General features: G+C 33.9%; 20 protein-coding genes and 1 pseudogene. 16 read left to right on the forward strand and 5 right to left on the reverse strand.

Annotated features, from left to right (window positions below; translation table 11 throughout):
* Positions 1 to 9: 9 nt before the first annotated feature.
* Positions 10 to 720 carry a phosphoadenylyl-sulfate reductase gene (locus QQS35_RS21470; RefSeq protein ID WP_285934304.1) on the reverse strand — a complete coding sequence of 237 codons (711 nt, stop codon included), beginning with the start codon at positions 718 to 720 and terminating at the stop codon, positions 10 to 12.
* A 241-nt stretch (positions 721 to 961) separates the two neighbouring features.
* On the opposite strand from QQS35_RS21470, the gene QQS35_RS21475 reads away from it, so the two are divergent.
* From QQS35_RS21475 to QQS35_RS21490, 4 genes are all read left to right on the forward strand, one after another.
* The gene (locus tag QQS35_RS21475; RefSeq protein ID WP_285934305.1) at positions 962 to 1,654 is read left to right on the forward strand and encodes a 2-phosphosulfolactate phosphatase; all 693 of its coding nucleotides are present in this window, start codon (positions 962 to 964) and stop codon (positions 1,652 to 1,654) included.
* On the forward strand, positions 1,651 to 2,409 hold the full coding sequence (locus tag QQS35_RS21480; protein ID WP_285934306.1) for a phosphosulfolactate synthase: 759 nt from the start codon (positions 1,651 to 1,653) through the stop codon (positions 2,407 to 2,409). The genes QQS35_RS21475 and QQS35_RS21480 overlap by 4 nt, the downstream gene beginning before the upstream one ends.
* 121 nt (positions 2,410 to 2,530) lie before the next feature.
* Complete coding sequence (locus QQS35_RS21485) at positions 2,531 to 2,929, forward strand: VOC family protein (protein ID WP_285934307.1); 399 nt, start codon at positions 2,531 to 2,533, stop codon at positions 2,927 to 2,929.
* A gap of 484 nt (positions 2,930 to 3,413) precedes the next feature.
* On the forward strand, positions 3,414 to 5,267 hold the full coding sequence (locus QQS35_RS21490; RefSeq protein ID WP_285934308.1) for a cation:proton antiporter: 1,854 nt from the start codon (positions 3,414 to 3,416) through the stop codon (positions 5,265 to 5,267).
* A 65-nt stretch (positions 5,268 to 5,332) separates the two neighbouring features.
* Here QQS35_RS21490 and QQS35_RS21495 read toward each other — a convergent pair whose 3' ends face one another.
* Positions 5,333 to 5,740, reverse strand: a complete 408-nt coding sequence (locus tag QQS35_RS21495; RefSeq protein ID WP_285934309.1) for a GNAT family N-acetyltransferase — start codon at positions 5,738 to 5,740, stop codon at positions 5,333 to 5,335.
* Between the two features lie 255 nt (positions 5,741 to 5,995).
* On the opposite strand from QQS35_RS21495, the gene QQS35_RS21500 reads away from it, so the two are divergent.
* The 8 genes from QQS35_RS21500 (at position 5,996) to QQS35_RS21530 (ending at position 9,812) form a co-directional block, all read left to right on the forward strand.
* Entirely contained in the window at positions 5,996 to 6,388 is a 393-nt protein-coding gene (locus QQS35_RS21500) for a VOC family protein (protein ID WP_285934310.1), read from the forward strand.
* 286 nt (positions 6,389 to 6,674) lie between these two features.
* A complete protein-coding gene (locus tag QQS35_RS22840) occupies positions 6,675 to 6,821 on the forward strand; it encodes a hypothetical protein (RefSeq protein ID WP_331490908.1) in 147 nt (48 codons plus the stop codon).
* Positions 6,822 to 6,952: 131 nt separating this feature from the next.
* The gene (locus QQS35_RS21510; protein ID WP_285934311.1) at positions 6,953 to 7,384 is read left to right on the forward strand and encodes a GNAT family N-acetyltransferase; all 432 of its coding nucleotides are present in this window, start codon (positions 6,953 to 6,955) and stop codon (positions 7,382 to 7,384) included.
* A 122-nt stretch (positions 7,385 to 7,506) separates the two neighbouring features.
* On the forward strand, positions 7,507 to 8,076 hold the full coding sequence (locus QQS35_RS21515) for a class I SAM-dependent methyltransferase (RefSeq protein WP_285934312.1): 570 nt from the start codon (positions 7,507 to 7,509) through the stop codon (positions 8,074 to 8,076).
* 19 nt (positions 8,077 to 8,095) lie between these two features.
* Positions 8,096 to 8,377 (forward strand): hypothetical protein, encoded by a 282-nt coding sequence (locus QQS35_RS22845; protein ID WP_331490943.1) that lies wholly within the window; start codon positions 8,096 to 8,098, stop codon positions 8,375 to 8,377.
* Positions 8,281 to 8,559, forward strand: a complete 279-nt coding sequence (locus QQS35_RS21520) for a GNAT family N-acetyltransferase (RefSeq protein ID WP_331490909.1) — start codon at positions 8,281 to 8,283, stop codon at positions 8,557 to 8,559. Before QQS35_RS22845 ends, QQS35_RS21520 begins: the two co-directional genes overlap by 97 nt.
* 414 nt (positions 8,560 to 8,973) lie before the next feature.
* Complete coding sequence (locus QQS35_RS21525) at positions 8,974 to 9,561, forward strand: histidine phosphatase family protein (protein WP_285934313.1); 588 nt, start codon at positions 8,974 to 8,976, stop codon at positions 9,559 to 9,561.
* Positions 9,561 to 9,812 carry a DUF3951 domain-containing protein gene (locus tag QQS35_RS21530; RefSeq protein ID WP_285934314.1) on the forward strand — a complete coding sequence of 84 codons (252 nt, stop codon included), beginning with the start codon at positions 9,561 to 9,563 and terminating at the stop codon, positions 9,810 to 9,812. The genes QQS35_RS21525 and QQS35_RS21530 overlap by 1 nt, the downstream gene beginning before the upstream one ends.
* 42 nt (positions 9,813 to 9,854) lie before the next feature.
* Here the strand turns inward: QQS35_RS21530 and QQS35_RS21535 are convergent, their stop codons facing one another.
* Both QQS35_RS21535 and QQS35_RS21540 read right to left on the reverse strand, forming a co-directional pair.
* Entirely contained in the window at positions 9,855 to 10,049 is a 195-nt protein-coding gene (locus QQS35_RS21535) for a hypothetical protein (RefSeq protein ID WP_285934315.1), read from the reverse strand.
* Between the two features lie 179 nt (positions 10,050 to 10,228).
* Entirely contained in the window at positions 10,229 to 10,723 is a 495-nt protein-coding gene (locus tag QQS35_RS21540; protein ID WP_285934316.1) for a L,D-transpeptidase family protein, read from the reverse strand.
* A gap of 400 nt (positions 10,724 to 11,123) precedes the next feature.
* Here QQS35_RS21540 and QQS35_RS21545 point away from each other — a divergent pair, with 400 nt between their 5' ends.
* The 3 genes and pseudogenes from QQS35_RS21545 (at position 11,124) to QQS35_RS21555 (ending at position 13,514) form a co-directional block, all read left to right on the forward strand.
* Positions 11,124 to 11,690 (forward strand): hypothetical protein, encoded by a 567-nt coding sequence (locus QQS35_RS21545; protein WP_285934317.1) that lies wholly within the window; start codon positions 11,124 to 11,126, stop codon positions 11,688 to 11,690.
* 147 nt (positions 11,691 to 11,837) lie between these two features.
* Positions 11,838 to 12,324: pseudogene (locus QQS35_RS21550) on the forward strand (hypothetical protein); the annotation flags it as partial.
* A 515-nt stretch (positions 12,325 to 12,839) separates the two neighbouring features.
* Positions 12,840 to 13,514: a DUF2268 domain-containing protein gene (locus QQS35_RS21555; protein ID WP_285934318.1), complete on the forward strand. Its 675-nt coding sequence runs from the start codon at positions 12,840 to 12,842 to the stop codon at positions 13,512 to 13,514.
* Between the two features lie 143 nt (positions 13,515 to 13,657).
* Here QQS35_RS21555 and QQS35_RS21560 read toward each other — a convergent pair whose 3' ends face one another.
* Positions 13,658 to 14,524, reverse strand: coding sequence for an AraC family transcriptional regulator (locus QQS35_RS21560; protein ID WP_285934319.1), 867 nt, complete (start codon positions 14,522 to 14,524; stop codon positions 13,658 to 13,660).
* A gap of 147 nt (positions 14,525 to 14,671) precedes the next feature.
* Between QQS35_RS21560 and QQS35_RS21565 the strand changes: the two genes are divergently transcribed.
* A complete protein-coding gene (locus tag QQS35_RS21565; protein ID WP_285934320.1) occupies positions 14,672 to 16,951 on the forward strand; it encodes a glycoside hydrolase family 127 protein in 2,280 nt (759 codons plus the stop codon).
* Positions 16,952 to 17,304 lie beyond the last annotated feature (353 nt).

The following is a 17,304-nucleotide window of genomic DNA, read 5'->3' on the forward strand; positions in this document are numbered from 1 at the left end:
AGCTCCTAATCAAGCTTGGTGCAGTCCGCACTCTTTTTTTTCCGAATTTGCCCATCTACCAGATCGTGAGTCTGATTTCTTATTAACTGGTAATGTACACTTCTCACACCCAATACTAGGATAGTTGTGATCATGTAACTCATTATAGGGTAGGTTGTTTAAGTGAATATAATTCCAAACATCATCCCACGTCCAATGAATTAATGGACAAATTTTAACTCGTTTAAATTTAGTATCTTTGTTAATATAATCGATATTTTTTCGACTGGAGGATTGTTCTCTTCGCAATCCTGAAATCCATGCATCTACACTGGTTAACTCTTTTTGCAAAGGTTTTATTTTTCTAATCGTACAACACATATTTGGGTCGATTTCCCATAATTCTTCACCGTACTGAGTAGCTTGTTCGTCTAGATTAAGTGTTGGTTTAACTATTTTAATATGAAGTTTTGGGTATCTTTCTTTTACTTTATTGATAAGGACGTAGGTTTCTTTAAAATGTAAATCTGTATCTAAGAAGACAACTTTAGCTCTCGGATTAACTTTATAGATCAGATCGATTAAAACAATTCCTTCTGCTCCAAGGCTACAAGCGTATAAGATGTCGTTCTTATAAACTTGGTAGGCCCATTTAATCACGTCCATGAAGTCTTTAAATTGGTTGTTGAGTATTTCTTCAGCATGGGTATCCCACTGATTATAGGTGATTTTACCTTTCATTATTGTCCCTCACTTTTATAGTTTATAAATATATAGCCCTTTTCTTTTAAGGGTCTAGGTATTCGCCTTAAAGTCAATGTATTCCAATAGAAAGCAAGTTGGGTATAACGGAAGAGCCTAATTTTGAACTTTTAAGTCTAAGTATGATTTTGTAACGAATATTTTGTAGGCGAATATACTTTGTGTATGTGAAGGCTACTACCCTTCCGAGTACGTGAATTTTAGAGTGAGGAGAAAAATTATGCTGATTGATATTTATCAGGGTAGGAATCCCCCACCAACCGTTGCTCCTTTTACGATTGTGATTGATGTTATTCGTGCATTTACAGTAGCCCATTTTGCTTTTTTACAAGGGGCAAACCGTATATTTCTAGCAGAGTCTGTAGAGCAAGCGTTGAAAATGAAAAGAGATAACCCTGCACTTGTTTTAGCCGGAGAAGTAGCTGGATTGCCTATTGAAGGCTTTGATTTAGAAAACTCTCCAACTAAGTTGCAAAATCAAGATCTTATAGGAGAGACGTTAGTACTGAAAACAACGAACGGCGTACGAGCAACATTAAATTGTTTATCTTCAAATCACGTATTTGTGACTGGATTTTCGAACGCGAAAAGGACTGCTTTATATGTAAAAGAAAGAATCGCTGAGGAAAAACTAGATGCTGTTAATGTGATTGCCTCTCATCCAAGTGGAGATGATGATCTTGCTTGTGCAGAGTATATAAAATCTATAATAGATGGTTCTAATTCAATTTCTACCGAAGAAGTAATTAATAGAATAAAACAATCTCATGTCGCGGATAAGTTTTTTAATGTAGAAAATCCAATATTTAAGCAGGAAGATATTTTTTATTGTACAAAAGAATTAGATGGAAGTTTCATTATGAAGGTGAAAAAGAATAAGAGAATTCCAATGATTGAGAGGGTTAATGTATGACAGAATCAGAGTTAATTCTGCCAACAAGAGAAAGTAAACCAAGAGACTTAGGGCTAACGGTTTTAATTGATAATGGCACCCCGTTAAACGTATTTTTTGATACCATTGTAAGTTCAAGTGACTATGTTGATTTAGTTAAGTTTGGTTGGGGCACGTCACTAATAACAAAAGGGTTACAGAAAAAAATAGATTTTTTAACTTCTCTCGGGATTGACTTTTTTTTCGGTGGCACATTATTTGAAAAGTTTTTAAGCCAAGACAAGGTAGAAAGTTATTATAACTATTGTAAAAAGTTTAATTGTAGCTATGTAGAGGTTTCGAATGGAACTATCGCTTTATCAAACCATGAAAAAGCCAAATTCATTAAAGAATTTTCTCAGGATTTTATTGTCTTTAGTGAGGTTGGAAATAAAGATTGTTCAAAGGCAAATAATCAAGATTCAGCTGAATGGTTAGAGAACATACATGAGGATTTTGAAGCTGGTGCAACCAAGGTTATCACCGAAGCAAGAGAAAGTGGAACAAGTGGTTTATGTAATGAAGATGGAGGTATTCGTACTGATATCTTTGAGCAAATTCTATCTTCTAGTATCCCAGTCGAAAAACTGATTTTTGAAGCGCCGAATAAAAATATGCAGACCTTTTTTATTAAGCATCTTGGGTCGAATGTTAATTTAGCTAATATTGCATTAAGTGATGTTATTTCATTAGAGACATTGCGTTTAGGATTGCGTTCCGATACGTTTCATTTGTAATCCTATCAGGTTTGTTAGGAGGTAAACGTATCTTGGTAGGTATGCTAGATAGGACTATAATTGTTGCTATGAAGTAAGGACTTTGGACTTTGTAGCACAAATATATACGAGGAGGAATTATATGAGACAAACCAACAAGGTGTTTCACTTAGCGATTCCATGCAAGGAACTAGATGAAACTGTAGACTTTTATGAGAAACTAGGATGTAAACTTGCTAGAAGATATGATGATCGTGTTACTTTTGACTTTTTTGGGGATCAAGTTGTGTGCCATTTGAGTCCAACTAATATAGATGATAAGCCGAAGATGTACCCTCGTCATTTTGGTGTTACGTTTTTAGAAAAGAAAGAGTATAATCAAGCGTTAGCTGATGCAACAGCAAAAGAACTGTCTTTTTTTAAAGAGCCTATGGTTCGCTTTGAAGGTAAACAAGAAGAACACATGACATTTTTTTTAATTGATCCTGCCAATAATTTATTAGAATTTAAATACTATCATGATAGTAGTATGGTTTATTAATATGTTAAAGTAAGAGACTACAATCGTGGTCTCTTTATTTTTGCAACGTATTTGATACTATTTTGAGTTTTAGCTTTTTCTGTAAACATTTTTTCGTACAACCGTCGAACTTAATAGAAAGTTTGCACTAACTTCTATGTTAATTTCCACCCCGGGCAGTCGCACACCTTAGTGCAGACTTTATATTTTAGCTATCATAAACACAAACACCAAACTTTTAGAAGGTCAATATTTAAGTTTGATAAATAGGTTTAGCATTTTCTTCTTTTATACTCTCTGAGTTCTCCATCCAGTGAAAGGTTTGCATAGAGGGTCTTAATGTGAAAACAAACTGTTTTACTTCCGTACTCATTCGATTTAAGATGTTTTTATATATATTCTGTTTGAAATTAAATAGATTATCCTGTGGAAAAGGGCAGTAATTGATTAAATAATTAATTTATTATAGATTGAGTTGTCCTAAAGAGTGAAAGGGAGGAGAGCTATGATTGACTCGATATTATTAGAGTTTATGATTATTGCAATGTTAGGAGTAGGGTCACAATGGCTATCCTGGCGCTTTAGGCTTCCTGCGATAGTCGTTATGTCGATAGCTGGACTACTTGTAGGTCCTATATTTGGATTTATCAACCCAGAGCAAGATTTTGGAGATTTGTACCGGCCTATTATATCCGTTGCTGTTGCGATTATTTTATTTGAAGGCAGCCTGAATCTAGATATTAAAGAAATCCGTGGTTTAGGTAAACCAGTTTTTCGTATTGTAACCTATGGTGCTTTGATTAGTTGGTTACTTGGATCTTTTGCTGCTCATTATGTTGCTGGGTTGTCTTGGACAGTTTCGCTTATTATAGGAGCGATTTTCATAGTAACTGGCCCTACAGTTATTTTACCACTGCTACGACAATCAAAACTAAAACCCCGGCCAGCTAAGATTTTGAAATGGGAAGGTGTTATTGTAGACCCATTTGGTGCGTTATTAGCTGTATTTGCCTTTGAGATTATCTTATTTTTCTCAAGTAATGAAGCCGATGGTACATCACTCCTGCTTTTCTTTTTAGCCTCTATATTTGCTGTGATATTAGGTTGGTTATTCGGAAAAGGGACAGGCTGGATGTTTGAATCTGGTTTTATGCCAGAATTTTTAAAATCACCTGCAGTTTTCGCAGCGGTGATTGCTTGTTTTACTATAGCAGATGAAGTTACACACGAAACAGGATTGTTAGCTGTTACAGCAATGGGAATGAAGTTAGCTAATATGGGGATTTCTTCGATAAAAGACATGCGTCATTTTAAAGAGAATATTTCAATACTACTAATATCTACTATTTTCATTATGTTAACTGCCTCTTTAACGAGAGGGACACTTCTTCACGTATTTAATATAGAAATAATAGGGTATGTCTTATTAATGTTATTTATCGTAAGACCATTATCTATTTTTATTTCAACGATACGTACAGACTTAACTTTAAAAGAAAAAGTATTGGTTGGTTGGATTGCTCCAAGAGGTATTGTTGCATTGACTGTAGCAAGTTATTTTGCTTCAGTATTGTACGAAGAAGGATTTGAAGATGCTCGGATCGTAACGTCTTTAACATTTGCTTTAGTCTTTTTCACCGTGTGTGCTCATGGTTTTTCAATAGGGTGGTTAGCGAAAAAACTAAATTTGTCTTCTGAAGGACAACCAGGTGCGATGATTATAGGTAGTAACGCATTTTCTGTAGCTTTGGCTGGTATTTTTGATGAACTAAAAATTCCGACGGTTGTTGCAGATTCTTCATGGGAACGTTTAACGAAAGCAAGGCATGCCGGTGTTAACTTTCATCATGGAGAAATTTTATCTGAACAAACAGAATATAGATTAGATATGACACCTTATGACTATTTAATCTCAGCAACGGAATATGATTCTTATAATGCTTTAGTCTGTACAACATTTGTCCCCACCTTTGGTCGTAAAGATGTTTACAGATTAAATATACAAGATCAAACCGGAGATAATGTAGAAGAAATGGTTCGTACCATTGGAGGACGGGTATTATTTTCAAAGGATGTTTCTCTAGATGATCTTATTTATAAGGTGGAGGCAGGTTATGTTTTTCGTAAAACAACATTATCTCAACAGTATAATTATCAAAATTACCTAGAAGACAGAGATGAAAATGCTATCTTATTATTTGTGATGAAGGCGACTAAAAAGATAGATTTCTTTATTGAGGGGAAAGAAAGTAAACCGGAGTCAGGGGATACTGTGATAAGTTTGACACCTCCGAGTAAAGAGTTTCACAAGATAAAAGCAAAGTTAGAAGAACAAAGAAATGATGCAATTATAGAGTGAATGGCTAAACATGCTAGGAGGTATCTCCTAGCATGTTTAAGGTAGAATTTTCTAGTACATATTGATCATAAGAATAATGACATACCGGGTGCTTCTACTTCTCTATTTTTAAAACCAAGTTTTTCATAAAAATTAAACTTTCCTTTTGCACTAAACAACTGAACCCATTTAATTCCTGCTTGGTTACATTTTCCGAGTAATGAATTCATTACTTTCGTTCCTATGCCTAGATTTTGATAGTCAGGATGTACCATGACATCACAAATAAGTGTTTGATAAATACCATCAGAAATCATTCGTCCATATCCTATTAGTTGTTTATTTTCATATATAGATATGCTATACCAACTATTGCATATGGCGGTATATAGTTGATCATACGTATATAAACCTTTCGCATTCCACCCAGTTGTTTGATGTAGGTTAATATAATCATCTTTTTTAGGATTATCTTCACTTAGGATTATATTCATTGGTTTAGCTCCTTTTCGTTTTCAATAATGTATATTTATTAGTAATATATAATAAATATACATTATTGAAAACACAAATTAAATATTTTTTTGTTTTAAGAAACCATTTATTCCTTCTATAATCTATTGATTTAAGAGGGAATGATTGGCTCTTTTTTAGAAGGTTGTTTCTAAGCGCCGCCGTTGTAGTTGATTGATTATAGTAACTTATAATAATTCAATATAATTGCTAACCAAATCGAGGAGGGAAATGCATTGGCAGGACAAATCCATCATATAGAATTCTACGTTTCAAATTTGGTTCGTACTATTAACTTTTGGGAATGGTTTCTATTAGAATTGGGATATACACGGTATCAGAAATGGGACAAAGGGATCAGTTGGAAATTAGATGACGCGTATATTGTATTTGTGCAAGCTGAGGATAGATTTTTAGATGTAAGCTACCATCGATGTAGGGTAGGACTTAATCATCTTGCTTTTTATGCGAAATCACGTCACCATGTTGATGAAATAACTAATTTACTATTAGAAAAAGGGATAACAATTCTTTATAGTGATAAACATCCATTCGCTGGTGGAGAAAAACACTACGCTGTTTATTTTGAAGATCCAGATCGGATGAAGGTAGAATTAGTCGCTCCTTAACTATCACTTAAAAGATTGTTGCTAAATTTTGTGTAGTTGAAAGAAAATCCAACGTAACTTTATTGTTAATTTATGAGATGGGGACTAACGCCTGCACTAAGGAAAAATACTCCCTTTCAATGGGGAAAGCTTCAGTCTCCGCATGGAAGAACGAAAAAATTTAGACAGTCTTCATCGGTCTGATGGTACGTCTTTTGTGGATATTGGGATGGTACTGACAACAGCATTTGCTGTTATTGGAGCTAGCATAGGTTTTTAATTGACATGGGGACCGATTTAATGGGGATTGATTGGAGCTTTCGCTGGTCTCGCCCTAGGTATTGCAATTCGTCTTTTAACCGAAGTGGTATTCAAGAAAAAGAGTAGATTATTAAAAGGAAAACACTCTGAAATCATATTAATTGTAGATTGCGAAGAAGTAAGAGCAGATTAAGTCGAAAGTATTCTTTGGAATCACTATGCATTAGGTGTTGCAAAGGTGAAATGAAGGAAATAGAATAATGATTATTCTAAAAAGCATTTATAATTAAATAAATGCTTTTTTATTATGAGGAGAGTGATTAAATGGAAGAAATTCAACAAGGGTCTCAGAAAGATAGTGAATTTATTAAGAAAAAGCTAATCGAATATAATATGCAACAACTGCCTGATGAGATAAAGACTCCAATTGAGCAGTTAAGTTTTATCATACGAAACAAAGTAGGTGTAATTGTTGGTGGGATAACAGCAACAACGTTCTGGTCACACGTTCACATTGATTTCTTGTGGGTAGATGAAAAACATAGAGGTAAGCGTTATGGAAGTAAGTTAATAAAGAAAATGGAAGAGTGGGCGATGAGAAAAGGCTGTAGGACCATACTTTTGGATACATTTAGTTTTCAAGCACCAGAATTTTATAAAAAACAAGGATTTACTGTAATTGGAATCGTTGAAGACCACCCAAGAGGATACAATCAGTATTTCTTAGAAAAGAAAATGGAGGGCAATAACATATAATTAAGTATAAAATCGATATCTTTTACGGATGTCGATTTTTTAGTAATTTAAATTTCAAATGTGGAAAAATATGCTAAAATTAAAATTGATAAATTACTTTTATTAAAGATATAGGAAGGTAGATGGTCTACGTGAACACTGCTCAAGAGCAAATAAAGCTAGTGATAGGTGCTGGTCTATATAACAATAATCCTAGTTGGATTCATACTCAAGAAGAAGATCTCAACTTGTTAGATGAGGATTCTTGGAAAGGTAGATTTAATAGTGGTTCAATCACAGCAATTGTTGCGGAGCATGTTTGGGAGCACCTTACATACGAACAAGGTGTTAGTGCTGCGCAAATATGTTATAGATATTTACAGGAGAGTGGGTACATTCGTTGCGCAGTGCCTGACGGATTGTTCCCGGATAAAACGTATCAAGAGATTGTTCAAGTGGGTGGTCCAGGCCCAAAGGACCATTCAGCGGCAAGTCATAAAATTGTATATAACTATGACACATTAACAGAGGTTTTTGAAACTGTTGGTTTTGAGGTGAAGCTTTTAGAATATTTTGATCGTAATGGCGTTTTCCATCAGCAAGATTGGCGAGGAGAAGATGGAGTTATTTTTCGGTCAAAAAAATACGATCCGAGAAATCAAGGAGCAAAGCTAGTTTCACCCTCGTTAATTATTGACGCCATTAAACGTTAAGATTCTTAGGGGGGATTGTATGAACATAATGTTAGCAGAAAAATCTCAAGCATCAATTATTCACAATATAATGATTCAATCGTTTAAGGATTTTAACAATGCCATACCTTCTAGTGCATTAGATGAGACAGTGGATTCTATATCTTCTGCATTAAAAAAAATGAGCAGGCTCTCATTTGTTATGCGGATGATGTACCGGTTGGAATGGTTAGGTTTTCCTGTAAAGATAAGAATATTTATTTTTATCGGTTATCTGTTATCCCAGAAAAACAAGGCCAAGGGATGGCAAAGAGGTTACTAAAAGCATTAGAGTTGTATGGGTTAGAACATGGTTGCAATACGTTAACTTGTAAGGTGCGAAAGTATGCAACTAAAAATATAAAGCTATACCACTTAATAGGTTATGATATTTATGATGAAGAGATTATACAGAGGTCAAACGATATAATAATAGATGTAGTTTCTATGAAAAAGACACTATAAGAGACAAAGTAGAATGATTTAGTGAGAAATTTATTGTTGCTAATTACCCGAAAAATAGAGGAGGATACCATTTGTTATTGTAAACGGAAATTATTGGTGATGGAGAACCAGTCGTATTCTTACATCATGGAGATTGGTATCCATTTGTTGAAATGAAAAATATAGCACATTTAAACATTCCCATTCTTTATATGGTTGGGGAAGGAAATGGAAATGAAGTACACGGTGCAGTTAGTTATGCAAAGTTAAATAAACATGTTCACCTGTCTATCCTCCCTTTTTCTTCTCATTTAATACATGACCAACAACCTGAAGTGTACACGCACATAGTCAAACAATTTATATAAAAGTATGAGTAATGCGAATTTCTAGCCAGTAGGTGTGACTGGAATTTCGGAGCGAGGAGTATTGGGAATGGAAATATCACTGATTAGACATGGTAAGTCAAGCTACATTATAAATGATCGCATGACGATTTTAGAATTTGCACGGTGGATAGAAAAGTATGATTATCATGGTGTTCTTGAGGAAAAAACCTACCCGGAAGTTACTATGGAAAAAATTGCGGGTGCTAATCTAGTAATTACTAGTGATTTAACAAGGTCTATAGAATCAGCTGAAATATTAAATCCTTTATCTGAAGTGGTTTGTCTGCCACTATTCCGTGAAGCAGAGCTTCCTATTCCAACTGTACAAAATTTAAGATTTAAATTAAGACCAAGTTCATGGGCTTTCTTACTGAGATTACTCTGGTTAAACGGCTACTCGGGACAAAAAGAATCCCTAAATGGCGCAAAACAAAGAGCAAAAAAAGCTGCTGAGGAGTTAGTTTATTATGCTAAAACACACCAAACAATTGCTTTAGTTGGTCATGGTTTTTTTAATGTAATGATAGCAAAAGAACTAAAAAAAATGGGGTGGAAAGCAGATAAAAAAACTAGCGGAAAGCATTGGATTTGTAATATATTCACAATAGATAGAGATAAAGTGAAAAAATACTGATGAGAAAGGGAGATACTGTGGTTTTAGTAGGCAATTTATCTTTAATAATTGTTATTCTAATGTTTCTATTAATTGTATTGATAATCATCAAGACGATTAAAAATAAGTCAGTTCCAGACAACAGCTATACTCCATTTGATTATATAGCGGGCCAGAATACGATTGAATTTCATGATGAAATAGAAGTGAGAGAGGATGAAGATCAAGGGGATGATTTGGACAAGAATCATAATAAGAAGACAAGAAAATGATTCTCAATGATAACCACAATCTTCAACCACAATTGAATTCATCTACGTAAATAAAATAATAAACACAGCTAAAGCAATAACAGAGCCTAGAATAGCAACAATATATATCCATGTTAAATTTTTAATATTTTTTTTCGGATTATCATTATACCCTTCATCACTTTTCCCAGCCAACAGTAATGTTAATACTAGCCCAATAATGGATACGATCATAATCAAAACGATATAAACAAACATATATCCACCTACCTTCACCATAAAACTATAGTACTATTATGTCTCAGATGAAATGATAAGTAAACCTTAGTGAAATTTAGGGGGAATTGGGGTTGAAGATACTTATTTAGACTAGAACGAACCTAAAAAAAGATTAGGCTTCAGTTAATTAAAATAGGTATAATATAGTTCGATATAACTTAAGCGGTAATTGTAACGGGAGTACCAATTGGAATGGTTGCAGCCAGTTCCTCAACATCTTTATTATACATTCGCACACATCCTTTTGATACATAGTTACCAATGGAAGCAGGGTTGTTTGTACCGTGTATCCCATAATGTTTTTTAGACAAGCTCATCCACATCGTTCCAAATGGACCTCCAGGATTTGGTGCCTTGTTTATGATAATGAAATTTCCAGTCGGAGTTTCGTGAAGCATTCTTCCAACTCCAACCGGGTAAACTTTTTGAACAATCCCATTTAACAATAATGTTAATCTTCTTTCAGATAAGTCAATACGGATTGAATACGAAATTTCTTCAATAGAAGGAATACCGGGGATAACTAATTGTTGTCCAATATGAATAATGTTTGGATTAATTTGTGGGTTTGCGTTAATAATTAATGGAATAGGAATACGGTAGTCTTCTGCAATAAGCGATATTGTTTCACCAGCCTTCACAGTGTGAATCATCCTTATGCCCCCTTTTTTTGATATATCAGTTTATTCGGGATGGTCGACGGATGTTCGCAATAAGTATAAATGTTATTCTTGGATAAAATAGTAACAAACATGTAAAATTATTAGGAGAATGATACTTTTAGAATAGATAATGTTATGAAGTAAAGTGTTAGCTTCATGAATATTTTAACTGGAAGTACTTATAAGGAGTATGTTTTTATGAATATCATTGAACAACAAGACTATGAATTAATCTATTATGCTGTGTGTTTCATTTCTTTTCTAACATTTAAAAGAATTGAAAAAGTTGAGTTGAAAAAGATAGAATTTAAAAACAGGATAGAAGATTCCAGAAAATATAAGAATCGTTTGTAGTTAAACTTTAGCAATTTTAGTTATAGAGGTGAGATAATTGTCACGTAAAAAGGGTAAATCGATAAGGAGTAAAGTGATTATTGCAGTAGTAGCCATACTAGTCGCAACAGCTTCACTTACTTTCATTGTGGGAAAAGAATTGCTCACCGAAACTCAAACAAAGAAAGAGGAAGCAACAGATCAAAGCGCCAATGAAGAAAAATCAGAAAATAGTTCAACTCCTACAGTGGAAGAAGTTGAGGAGATTCAAGAAACAGTAGGGGAAAATAATAAAAATGTTGGTGCGTTTGTTTCAGATACACATGATTTCTATAACGACACGACCGGTTATGGTAAGATTGATAATTTAGATTGGAATAGTCAGACCAATATGGCAGAAAAAATTGTTGCAACGCTTGAACAAATGATTCCACAAGTTAAAAATGAAAATTTAAAAAGTGATTTAGAAAGTACGAGGCAGCTAGCATCGACATTATTGGAAGATCAATCAACGAGTCACGTTCGAAGTTTACACCGCTATTTCCATGACCTTGATATAGCTTTGAATGAATATGACGGTGCCACCAAGGTGTGGGGAGTAACCAAATCATTGAATCCACAATAATATAGTATGGAGAAACCGTCATTCTTTTATATATAGAATGGCGGTTTTTTTGTTGCAGGGAGAGAAATACCCTGGATATTATTATTAACCTATTTTAAACATTCTTGCTTTACAGCCGTCATAAGCAACGAACAAGTATAAGTCTTCGCAAGAGATCGTGAAAAGATGACTTTTTCTAAGACATTGGGAATGGGTCGAGTAGAAAAGCACAATTAGATAAAGCTATCGGACATAAACTTTCCAACGAGATTGTTTTATGCACCTATTCTTGGGGGGCCATTAAAACAAATGTTGCTGAAAAAGGTATGAATATTTGTCAATTCAAGTCTGATGGTAATGTTCGTACAAAGGTGCTATACCATATTCAGAACGTTAACAATTATCACCGAAGGCTTAAAGGTTGCAACGTTTTAATGGAGTTGCAACTAAATATCTGAACAATTACCTGGCTTGGTTCAAAGTGTTAGAATCCATTCAACATCAAAGGAATTCTGTTACTATGAATGACTTGATAATTAGAGGTGGTTTAATACAAAATATGGAAATATATGATACACTTAGGTTATCTAGATTCAGATATAAACGTAATTTTTTGTTCACTACGAGGCAAGTTAGTGAAAAAATAGGGATTTAATGAATAATTCATTAAAAGGGAGAGAACTGATAAAGGCTTAAGAAGATTATATATCAGAAATACTGTCTTGGACTCCTGAATTACTTGTTCTTCCTTTTAAGGTTCTAAATGGGTTGTTCAAAGGTTTTTCTTTGGACTTATTGCAATAATATTTCAAATATAATTAAATAGACTTAGGTAGGTGGTTTAAAATCCAACAATTAAATAATATAAAAAAAGTTTTAATAATATTTGTTACCATACCGATTCTTCTATTTGGATGTTCCAACAGTGAAGAATCAGGAAAACTTTCCGAAATAGGTTATAAAACACCAGTTACTTTTACTAGTAACGGACAAGAATTTACTATAATACCCTTCTATCAAGAATATTTAAATTATATAGAAGGAGCAAAGGAACAAACAACTAATTTAAAAGCGTTATATCAGCAGACGGTTAAACAACCATTCTTAGTAAGTGGATTCGGTGAAGAATTCAATGATTGGGAAATAGAAGATTGGACACTTAGCACACCCATGTCTATCGATAAGTTAGAAGAATCGGTTCAACTTTTAATTGAAAATCAAAGCAGTATCAATATCTTAATTAAAGAAGCATTGAAGGAATCATCTGAAAAACTTCCAGGTGGAAAAAAGTCTATATATATAATTCCCGCAAATCCCACTAACACTTCTACAATGAAGTTTCTAAATGGGGTAACAGGTGTAACATGGGAGAAAGATGTCATTCTAATCCAAATCGAACCATCTTTACTTAAGGATGAATATTTAAAGTATTGCCTTGCTCATGAATATCACCATTCTGTATATATGGAGAACACAGAACTGGCTTATACTACCACGTTATTACACGATGTTATCCTTGAGGGTAAAGCAGATACATTTGCGGAAAATTTATATCAGGACATAACTATCCCTTGGCACCAATTTTCTAGTATTAAAATGGAAGAAAACACATGGGAGTTTCTTAAAGAAAATGCAGATTCAACAGGCTTAGCTACCAAGGAAGTTTTATTATATGGAAGCAAAATCAAAGATATACCAGATAGAGCAAACTACACAATAGGGAAAGAAATCATGGAAGAGTTTTTAGATGAAAACCCAAACATTCCTATTGAGGAATGGACGAATATGCCAGCCAATGAAATTCTTCTTGAAAGTAAATACGAAGAATCCTTCGAAGGAAAGTAATTATAAAATTTTATGGAAGACAACTATGTGAGGACATAAACTTAAACTAAAGTAGCCATAGTTTAATAATCCAATAAAATGCAAAAGCAAAACTTCCAATTTTATGGTAAATTTTAAAATCAAACTTTAACAGAGCCAAAAAGTTAATAGTTCCTGTAGTTTTGGTTTAAATATGTAGAAGGGGATATGCCGGTAACTTTTTTAAATACCCTACTAAAATAAAATGGGTTAGAGAAACCTAGATAACTACTTACCTCAGAAACGTTTAATGTATCTTCTTTAAAAAGTCTTATAGCTTTTTCAATTAATAATTCATTTTGAAATTGGGTAATAGTCTTGCCAGTCTGTTCTCGAAATAAGCTTGATAAATAAGCGTAGTTCATTCCTATTGCTTTTGAGATATCCTGTCCTGAAAGCTTGTTTTTAGAAGAATTCCTACATAATTCAATTACTTTTCCTACAATCCGATGCGTTTTTTTATCTTTATTTTCATCATGTTTATTCCTATACAAATCAACAAATAATTCATAAGTCATAACAGATAAACTTAATGGACGTATTGGACTTGGTGTATCATAACGATCTAACAGTTTTGCTAATAGGATTTCCACATACTCAGGCTGAAACACTTTCCCAACTTTAGGCAAAGTCAGTTGTTTATCATAGGTATCTTCTAAAATCATGGAGGCCTGTTGAAAGGAAGAGTACTCACTATTACTTTCTTGCTGTGGAGCGTCATAAAAATGTATATAATACCATTCTGTTCCTGGGGTATAATGTTTTTCACCCCAATGAGGGATGCCTTTTCTGAGAAAAAGATATGTTCCTTGTTTAATATGGTACTCTATGCCCGATTCAATCACGTGAATGGAACCTTGTTTGACATAGACAAAAACGTTTATTTTGTCCATATTTCGTTCTGGGTGGCGCATTATTCCCTCTTTATCAGACATAAACCCTACCTCTCTAACCAACGGCAGGTTATAAGCGTTTATACTAACTTGATTCATCATCTAACCTCCAGTAAATATTAATATAAGTATATCATTATTTATCCAAAAAAAAGATATGTTTTCTATTGAAATGTGAATTCCCTTTCTACTATTATCCATTCATAATAAGGGTATTACATAAAAAGGTTAAAGGAGAATCTCATGTTGAAAAATGTTAATCTTTCAGATGGAATCTTTAAAAAGTCACAAGAAAAAGGAAAAGAGTATCTTTTATATCTAGATATTGATCGCCTAATAGCACCATGCTACGAATCTACTTCGCAAAAGCCTCGTAAACCTAGGTATGGTGGTTGGGAATCTATGGGGATTGCTGGACATTCAATTGGACATTGGTTATCTGCAGCTGCAACCATGTATGCAGTTACGGGTGACGAGAAGTTAAAAGACAAACTTGACTATGCTGTGGATGAGTTAGCAATTGTTCAAGACTATGATCCGAGTGGGTATGTAAGCGGTTTTCCTCGCGCTTGTTATGATGAAGTGTTTACTGGAGAGTTTAGAGTAGATAACTTTAGTTTAGGAGGGTCTTGGGTACCTTGGTATAGTCTTCATAAAATATTTGCGGGCTTGATTGATGCTTACCAAATTGCTGGAAATAATAAAGCATTAGACGTAGTAACTAAATTATCGAATTGGGCTTATCTTGGTCTTTCAAAATTAACAGATGAACAATTTCAACGTATGCTTGTTTGTGAGCATGGTGGAATGAATGAAGCGATGGCAGATATGTACTTAATTACTGGGGAAGAAAAGTACCTGGTTCTCGCGAAACGTTTTTGTCATCAAGCAATTTTAGAACCTCTAGCAAATCATGTTGATGATTTAGAGGGAAAACATGCGAATACTCAAATCCCTAAAGTAATAGGTGCCGCTAAGTTATATGATATTACAGGTGAACAAAAATACCGTGATATGGCTGAGTTTTTCTGGAGCCAAGTGACAAATTACCGATCTTATGTAATGGGTGGAAATAGTATCGGTGAGCACTTTGGTCCTGGAAATGCAGAAGAGTTAGGAATTTTAACAACTGAAACATGTAACACATACAATATGTTAAAGCTAACCGAGTACTTATTTGCATGGACACACAAAGCTTCGTTGATGGACTACTACGAAAAAGGGCTCTATAATCATATTCTTGCTTCACAAGACCCTGATTCAGGAATGAAGACGTATTTTGTTTCTACTCAACCTGGTCATTTTAAGGTATATTGCTCACCAGACGACTCTTTCTGGTGTTGTACAGGAACAGGAATGGAAAATCCTGCTCGCTATACTCGAAATATTTATTATCGGACAGAAGATGATTTATATGTGAATTTATTTATTGCTTCTGACATTACTTTAGAAGATAAAGAAATCCAATTGATTCAAAACACGACGTTTCCTGAATCAGACAGTACTGAACTTGTGTTTAAGGAAGCAAACGGGACTACACTTAATCTTCATGTAAGGGTTCCTTATTGGATATCAGGTCCTGTAACTGCTACCGTAAATGGAGTGGAAGTTTTTTCAAAAATAGAAAATGGATATTTAACAATAAATAGAAAATGGACTGCGGGTGATCGAGTGCAAGTGGGATTGCCAATGCAACTACATACATATATAGCGAAAGATGATCACAAAAAACAAGCAATTATGTATGGCCCTGTTGTTCTGGCTGGGGCTTTAGGAAAAGAAAACTTTCCTGAAACGGATATATTAGCAGATCATCAAGAGTTAAATAATCACGAGTTAATCGATGTTCCTGTATTAGTAACCAATGAGCAAGATATAAACCAATGGGTTAAGCCAGTTGCAGATAAAGTCTTAACATTTGAAACAAAGGCGGTTGGTCAGCCAGGAAATGTTAAGGTTACATTAATTCCGTTTTATGAACTTCATCATCAGCGTTACTCATTGTATTGGAAAATAATGAATGAAACAGAATTTAGTACCTTTGTAGATGAAGAGAAACAGCTACAAAATCGGAGAAGAAAGATTACGGTAGATGAAGTTACCCCAAGTGAACAACAACCTGAAGTTGATCATGATATCCAATCACATAACTCAAACTCAGGCTATTTGAATGTTGTGCATAAAGGTTGGCGTGATAGTCGTGATGAAGGGTATTTTAGTTATAAAATGTCTGTTCAGCAAGATAGACCAATGTATTTGTTGGTAACATACTATGGAAGTGATGCTAGATTACATGTAGACGGAAAATCATATGATCGTGACTTTGACATTCTAATAGATGATCAAATAATTGCTAATCAACAACTACAAGCGAACAAGCCTGGAGAATTATTTGATATTTGTTATGAAATTCCAACTAGTGTAACAAAAGGTAAAGACAAGGTAGAAGTAAAATTCACCTCTAAACAAGGCAAGGCTGCTGGTGGTGTGTATGGTTTAAGAATAATTAATGAGCGTGAAGAATAGTAAAAAGTCTAATCAAATAATAGAAAGCCTAATGCTAAAAAAGCATTAGGCTTTTTGCTTTTTTTGAATACTAATTAGTATTAATTGTGAAATTTATTAAGGTAAGAAGGAAGTACTAGCTTCGACAAAAAGTGTTGAAATGTAACGTGTATAAAGACATAGAGAGTCGAAACTCACTCTGTTTTATAAACAAACACAACGGTTTTAACTAGGTATAAAAGAAATTCTTTATGCTAACATACAGAATTGTAAGCGCTTTATTTTTAGGTTTTAAAAAAGGAGGTGCGAATTTTTTATATCCGTAAAGAGTGAAATATAACAAAACCTAAAAATAGCATTTAAAAAATGAAAAA

Source organism: Aquibacillus rhizosphaerae, assembly GCF_030282825.1.
GTDB lineage: Bacteria > Bacillota > Bacilli > Bacillales > Amphibacillaceae > Aquibacillus_C > Aquibacillus_C rhizosphaerae.

Bases quoted from the DNA above. Each gene is read 5' to 3' on its own strand.
- QQS35_RS21485 (WP_285934307.1), top strand. From the start codon at position 2,531: ATGAGACAAACCAACAAGGTGTTTCACTTAGCGATTCCATGCAAGGAA.
- QQS35_RS21490 (WP_285934308.1), top strand. From the start codon at position 3,414: ATGATTGACTCGATATTATTAGAGTTTATGATTATTGCAATGTTAGGA.
- QQS35_RS21510 (WP_285934311.1), top strand. From the start codon at position 6,953: ATGGAAGAAATTCAACAAGGGTCTCAGAAAGATAGTGAATTTATTAAG.
- QQS35_RS21535 (WP_285934315.1), bottom strand. From the start codon at position 10,049: ATGTTTGTTTATATCGTTTTGATTATGATCGTATCCATTATTGGGCTA.
- QQS35_RS21555 (WP_285934318.1), top strand. From the start codon at position 12,840: ATGTCTATCGATAAGTTAGAAGAATCGGTTCAACTTTTAATTGAAAAT.
- QQS35_RS21520 (WP_331490909.1), top strand. From the start codon at position 8,281: ATGGTTAGGTTTTCCTGTAAAGATAAGAATATTTATTTTTATCGGTTA.
- QQS35_RS21530 (WP_285934314.1), top strand. From the start codon at position 9,561: ATGAGAAAGGGAGATACTGTGGTTTTAGTAGGCAATTTATCTTTAATA.
- QQS35_RS21475 (WP_285934305.1), top strand. From the start codon at position 962: ATGCTGATTGATATTTATCAGGGTAGGAATCCCCCACCAACCGTTGCT.
- QQS35_RS21525 (WP_285934313.1), top strand. From the start codon at position 8,974: ATGGAAATATCACTGATTAGACATGGTAAGTCAAGCTACATTATAAAT.
- QQS35_RS21480 (WP_285934306.1), top strand. From the start codon at position 1,651: ATGACAGAATCAGAGTTAATTCTGCCAACAAGAGAAAGTAAACCAAGA.
- QQS35_RS21540 (WP_285934316.1), bottom strand. From the start codon at position 10,723: ATGATTCACACTGTGAAGGCTGGTGAAACAATATCGCTTATTGCAGAA.
- QQS35_RS21470 (WP_285934304.1), bottom strand. From the start codon at position 720: ATGAAAGGTAAAATCACCTATAATCAGTGGGATACCCATGCTGAAGAA.
- QQS35_RS21495 (WP_285934309.1), bottom strand. From the start codon at position 5,740: ATGAATATAATCCTAAGTGAAGATAATCCTAAAAAAGATGATTATATT.
- QQS35_RS21515 (WP_285934312.1), top strand. From the start codon at position 7,507: ATGGTCTACGTGAACACTGCTCAAGAGCAAATAAAGCTAGTGATAGGT.
- QQS35_RS21560 (WP_285934319.1), bottom strand. From the start codon at position 14,524: ATGAATCAAGTTAGTATAAACGCTTATAACCTGCCGTTGGTTAGAGAG.
- QQS35_RS22845 (WP_331490943.1), top strand. From the start codon at position 8,096: ATGAACATAATGTTAGCAGAAAAATCTCAAGCATCAATTATTCACAAT.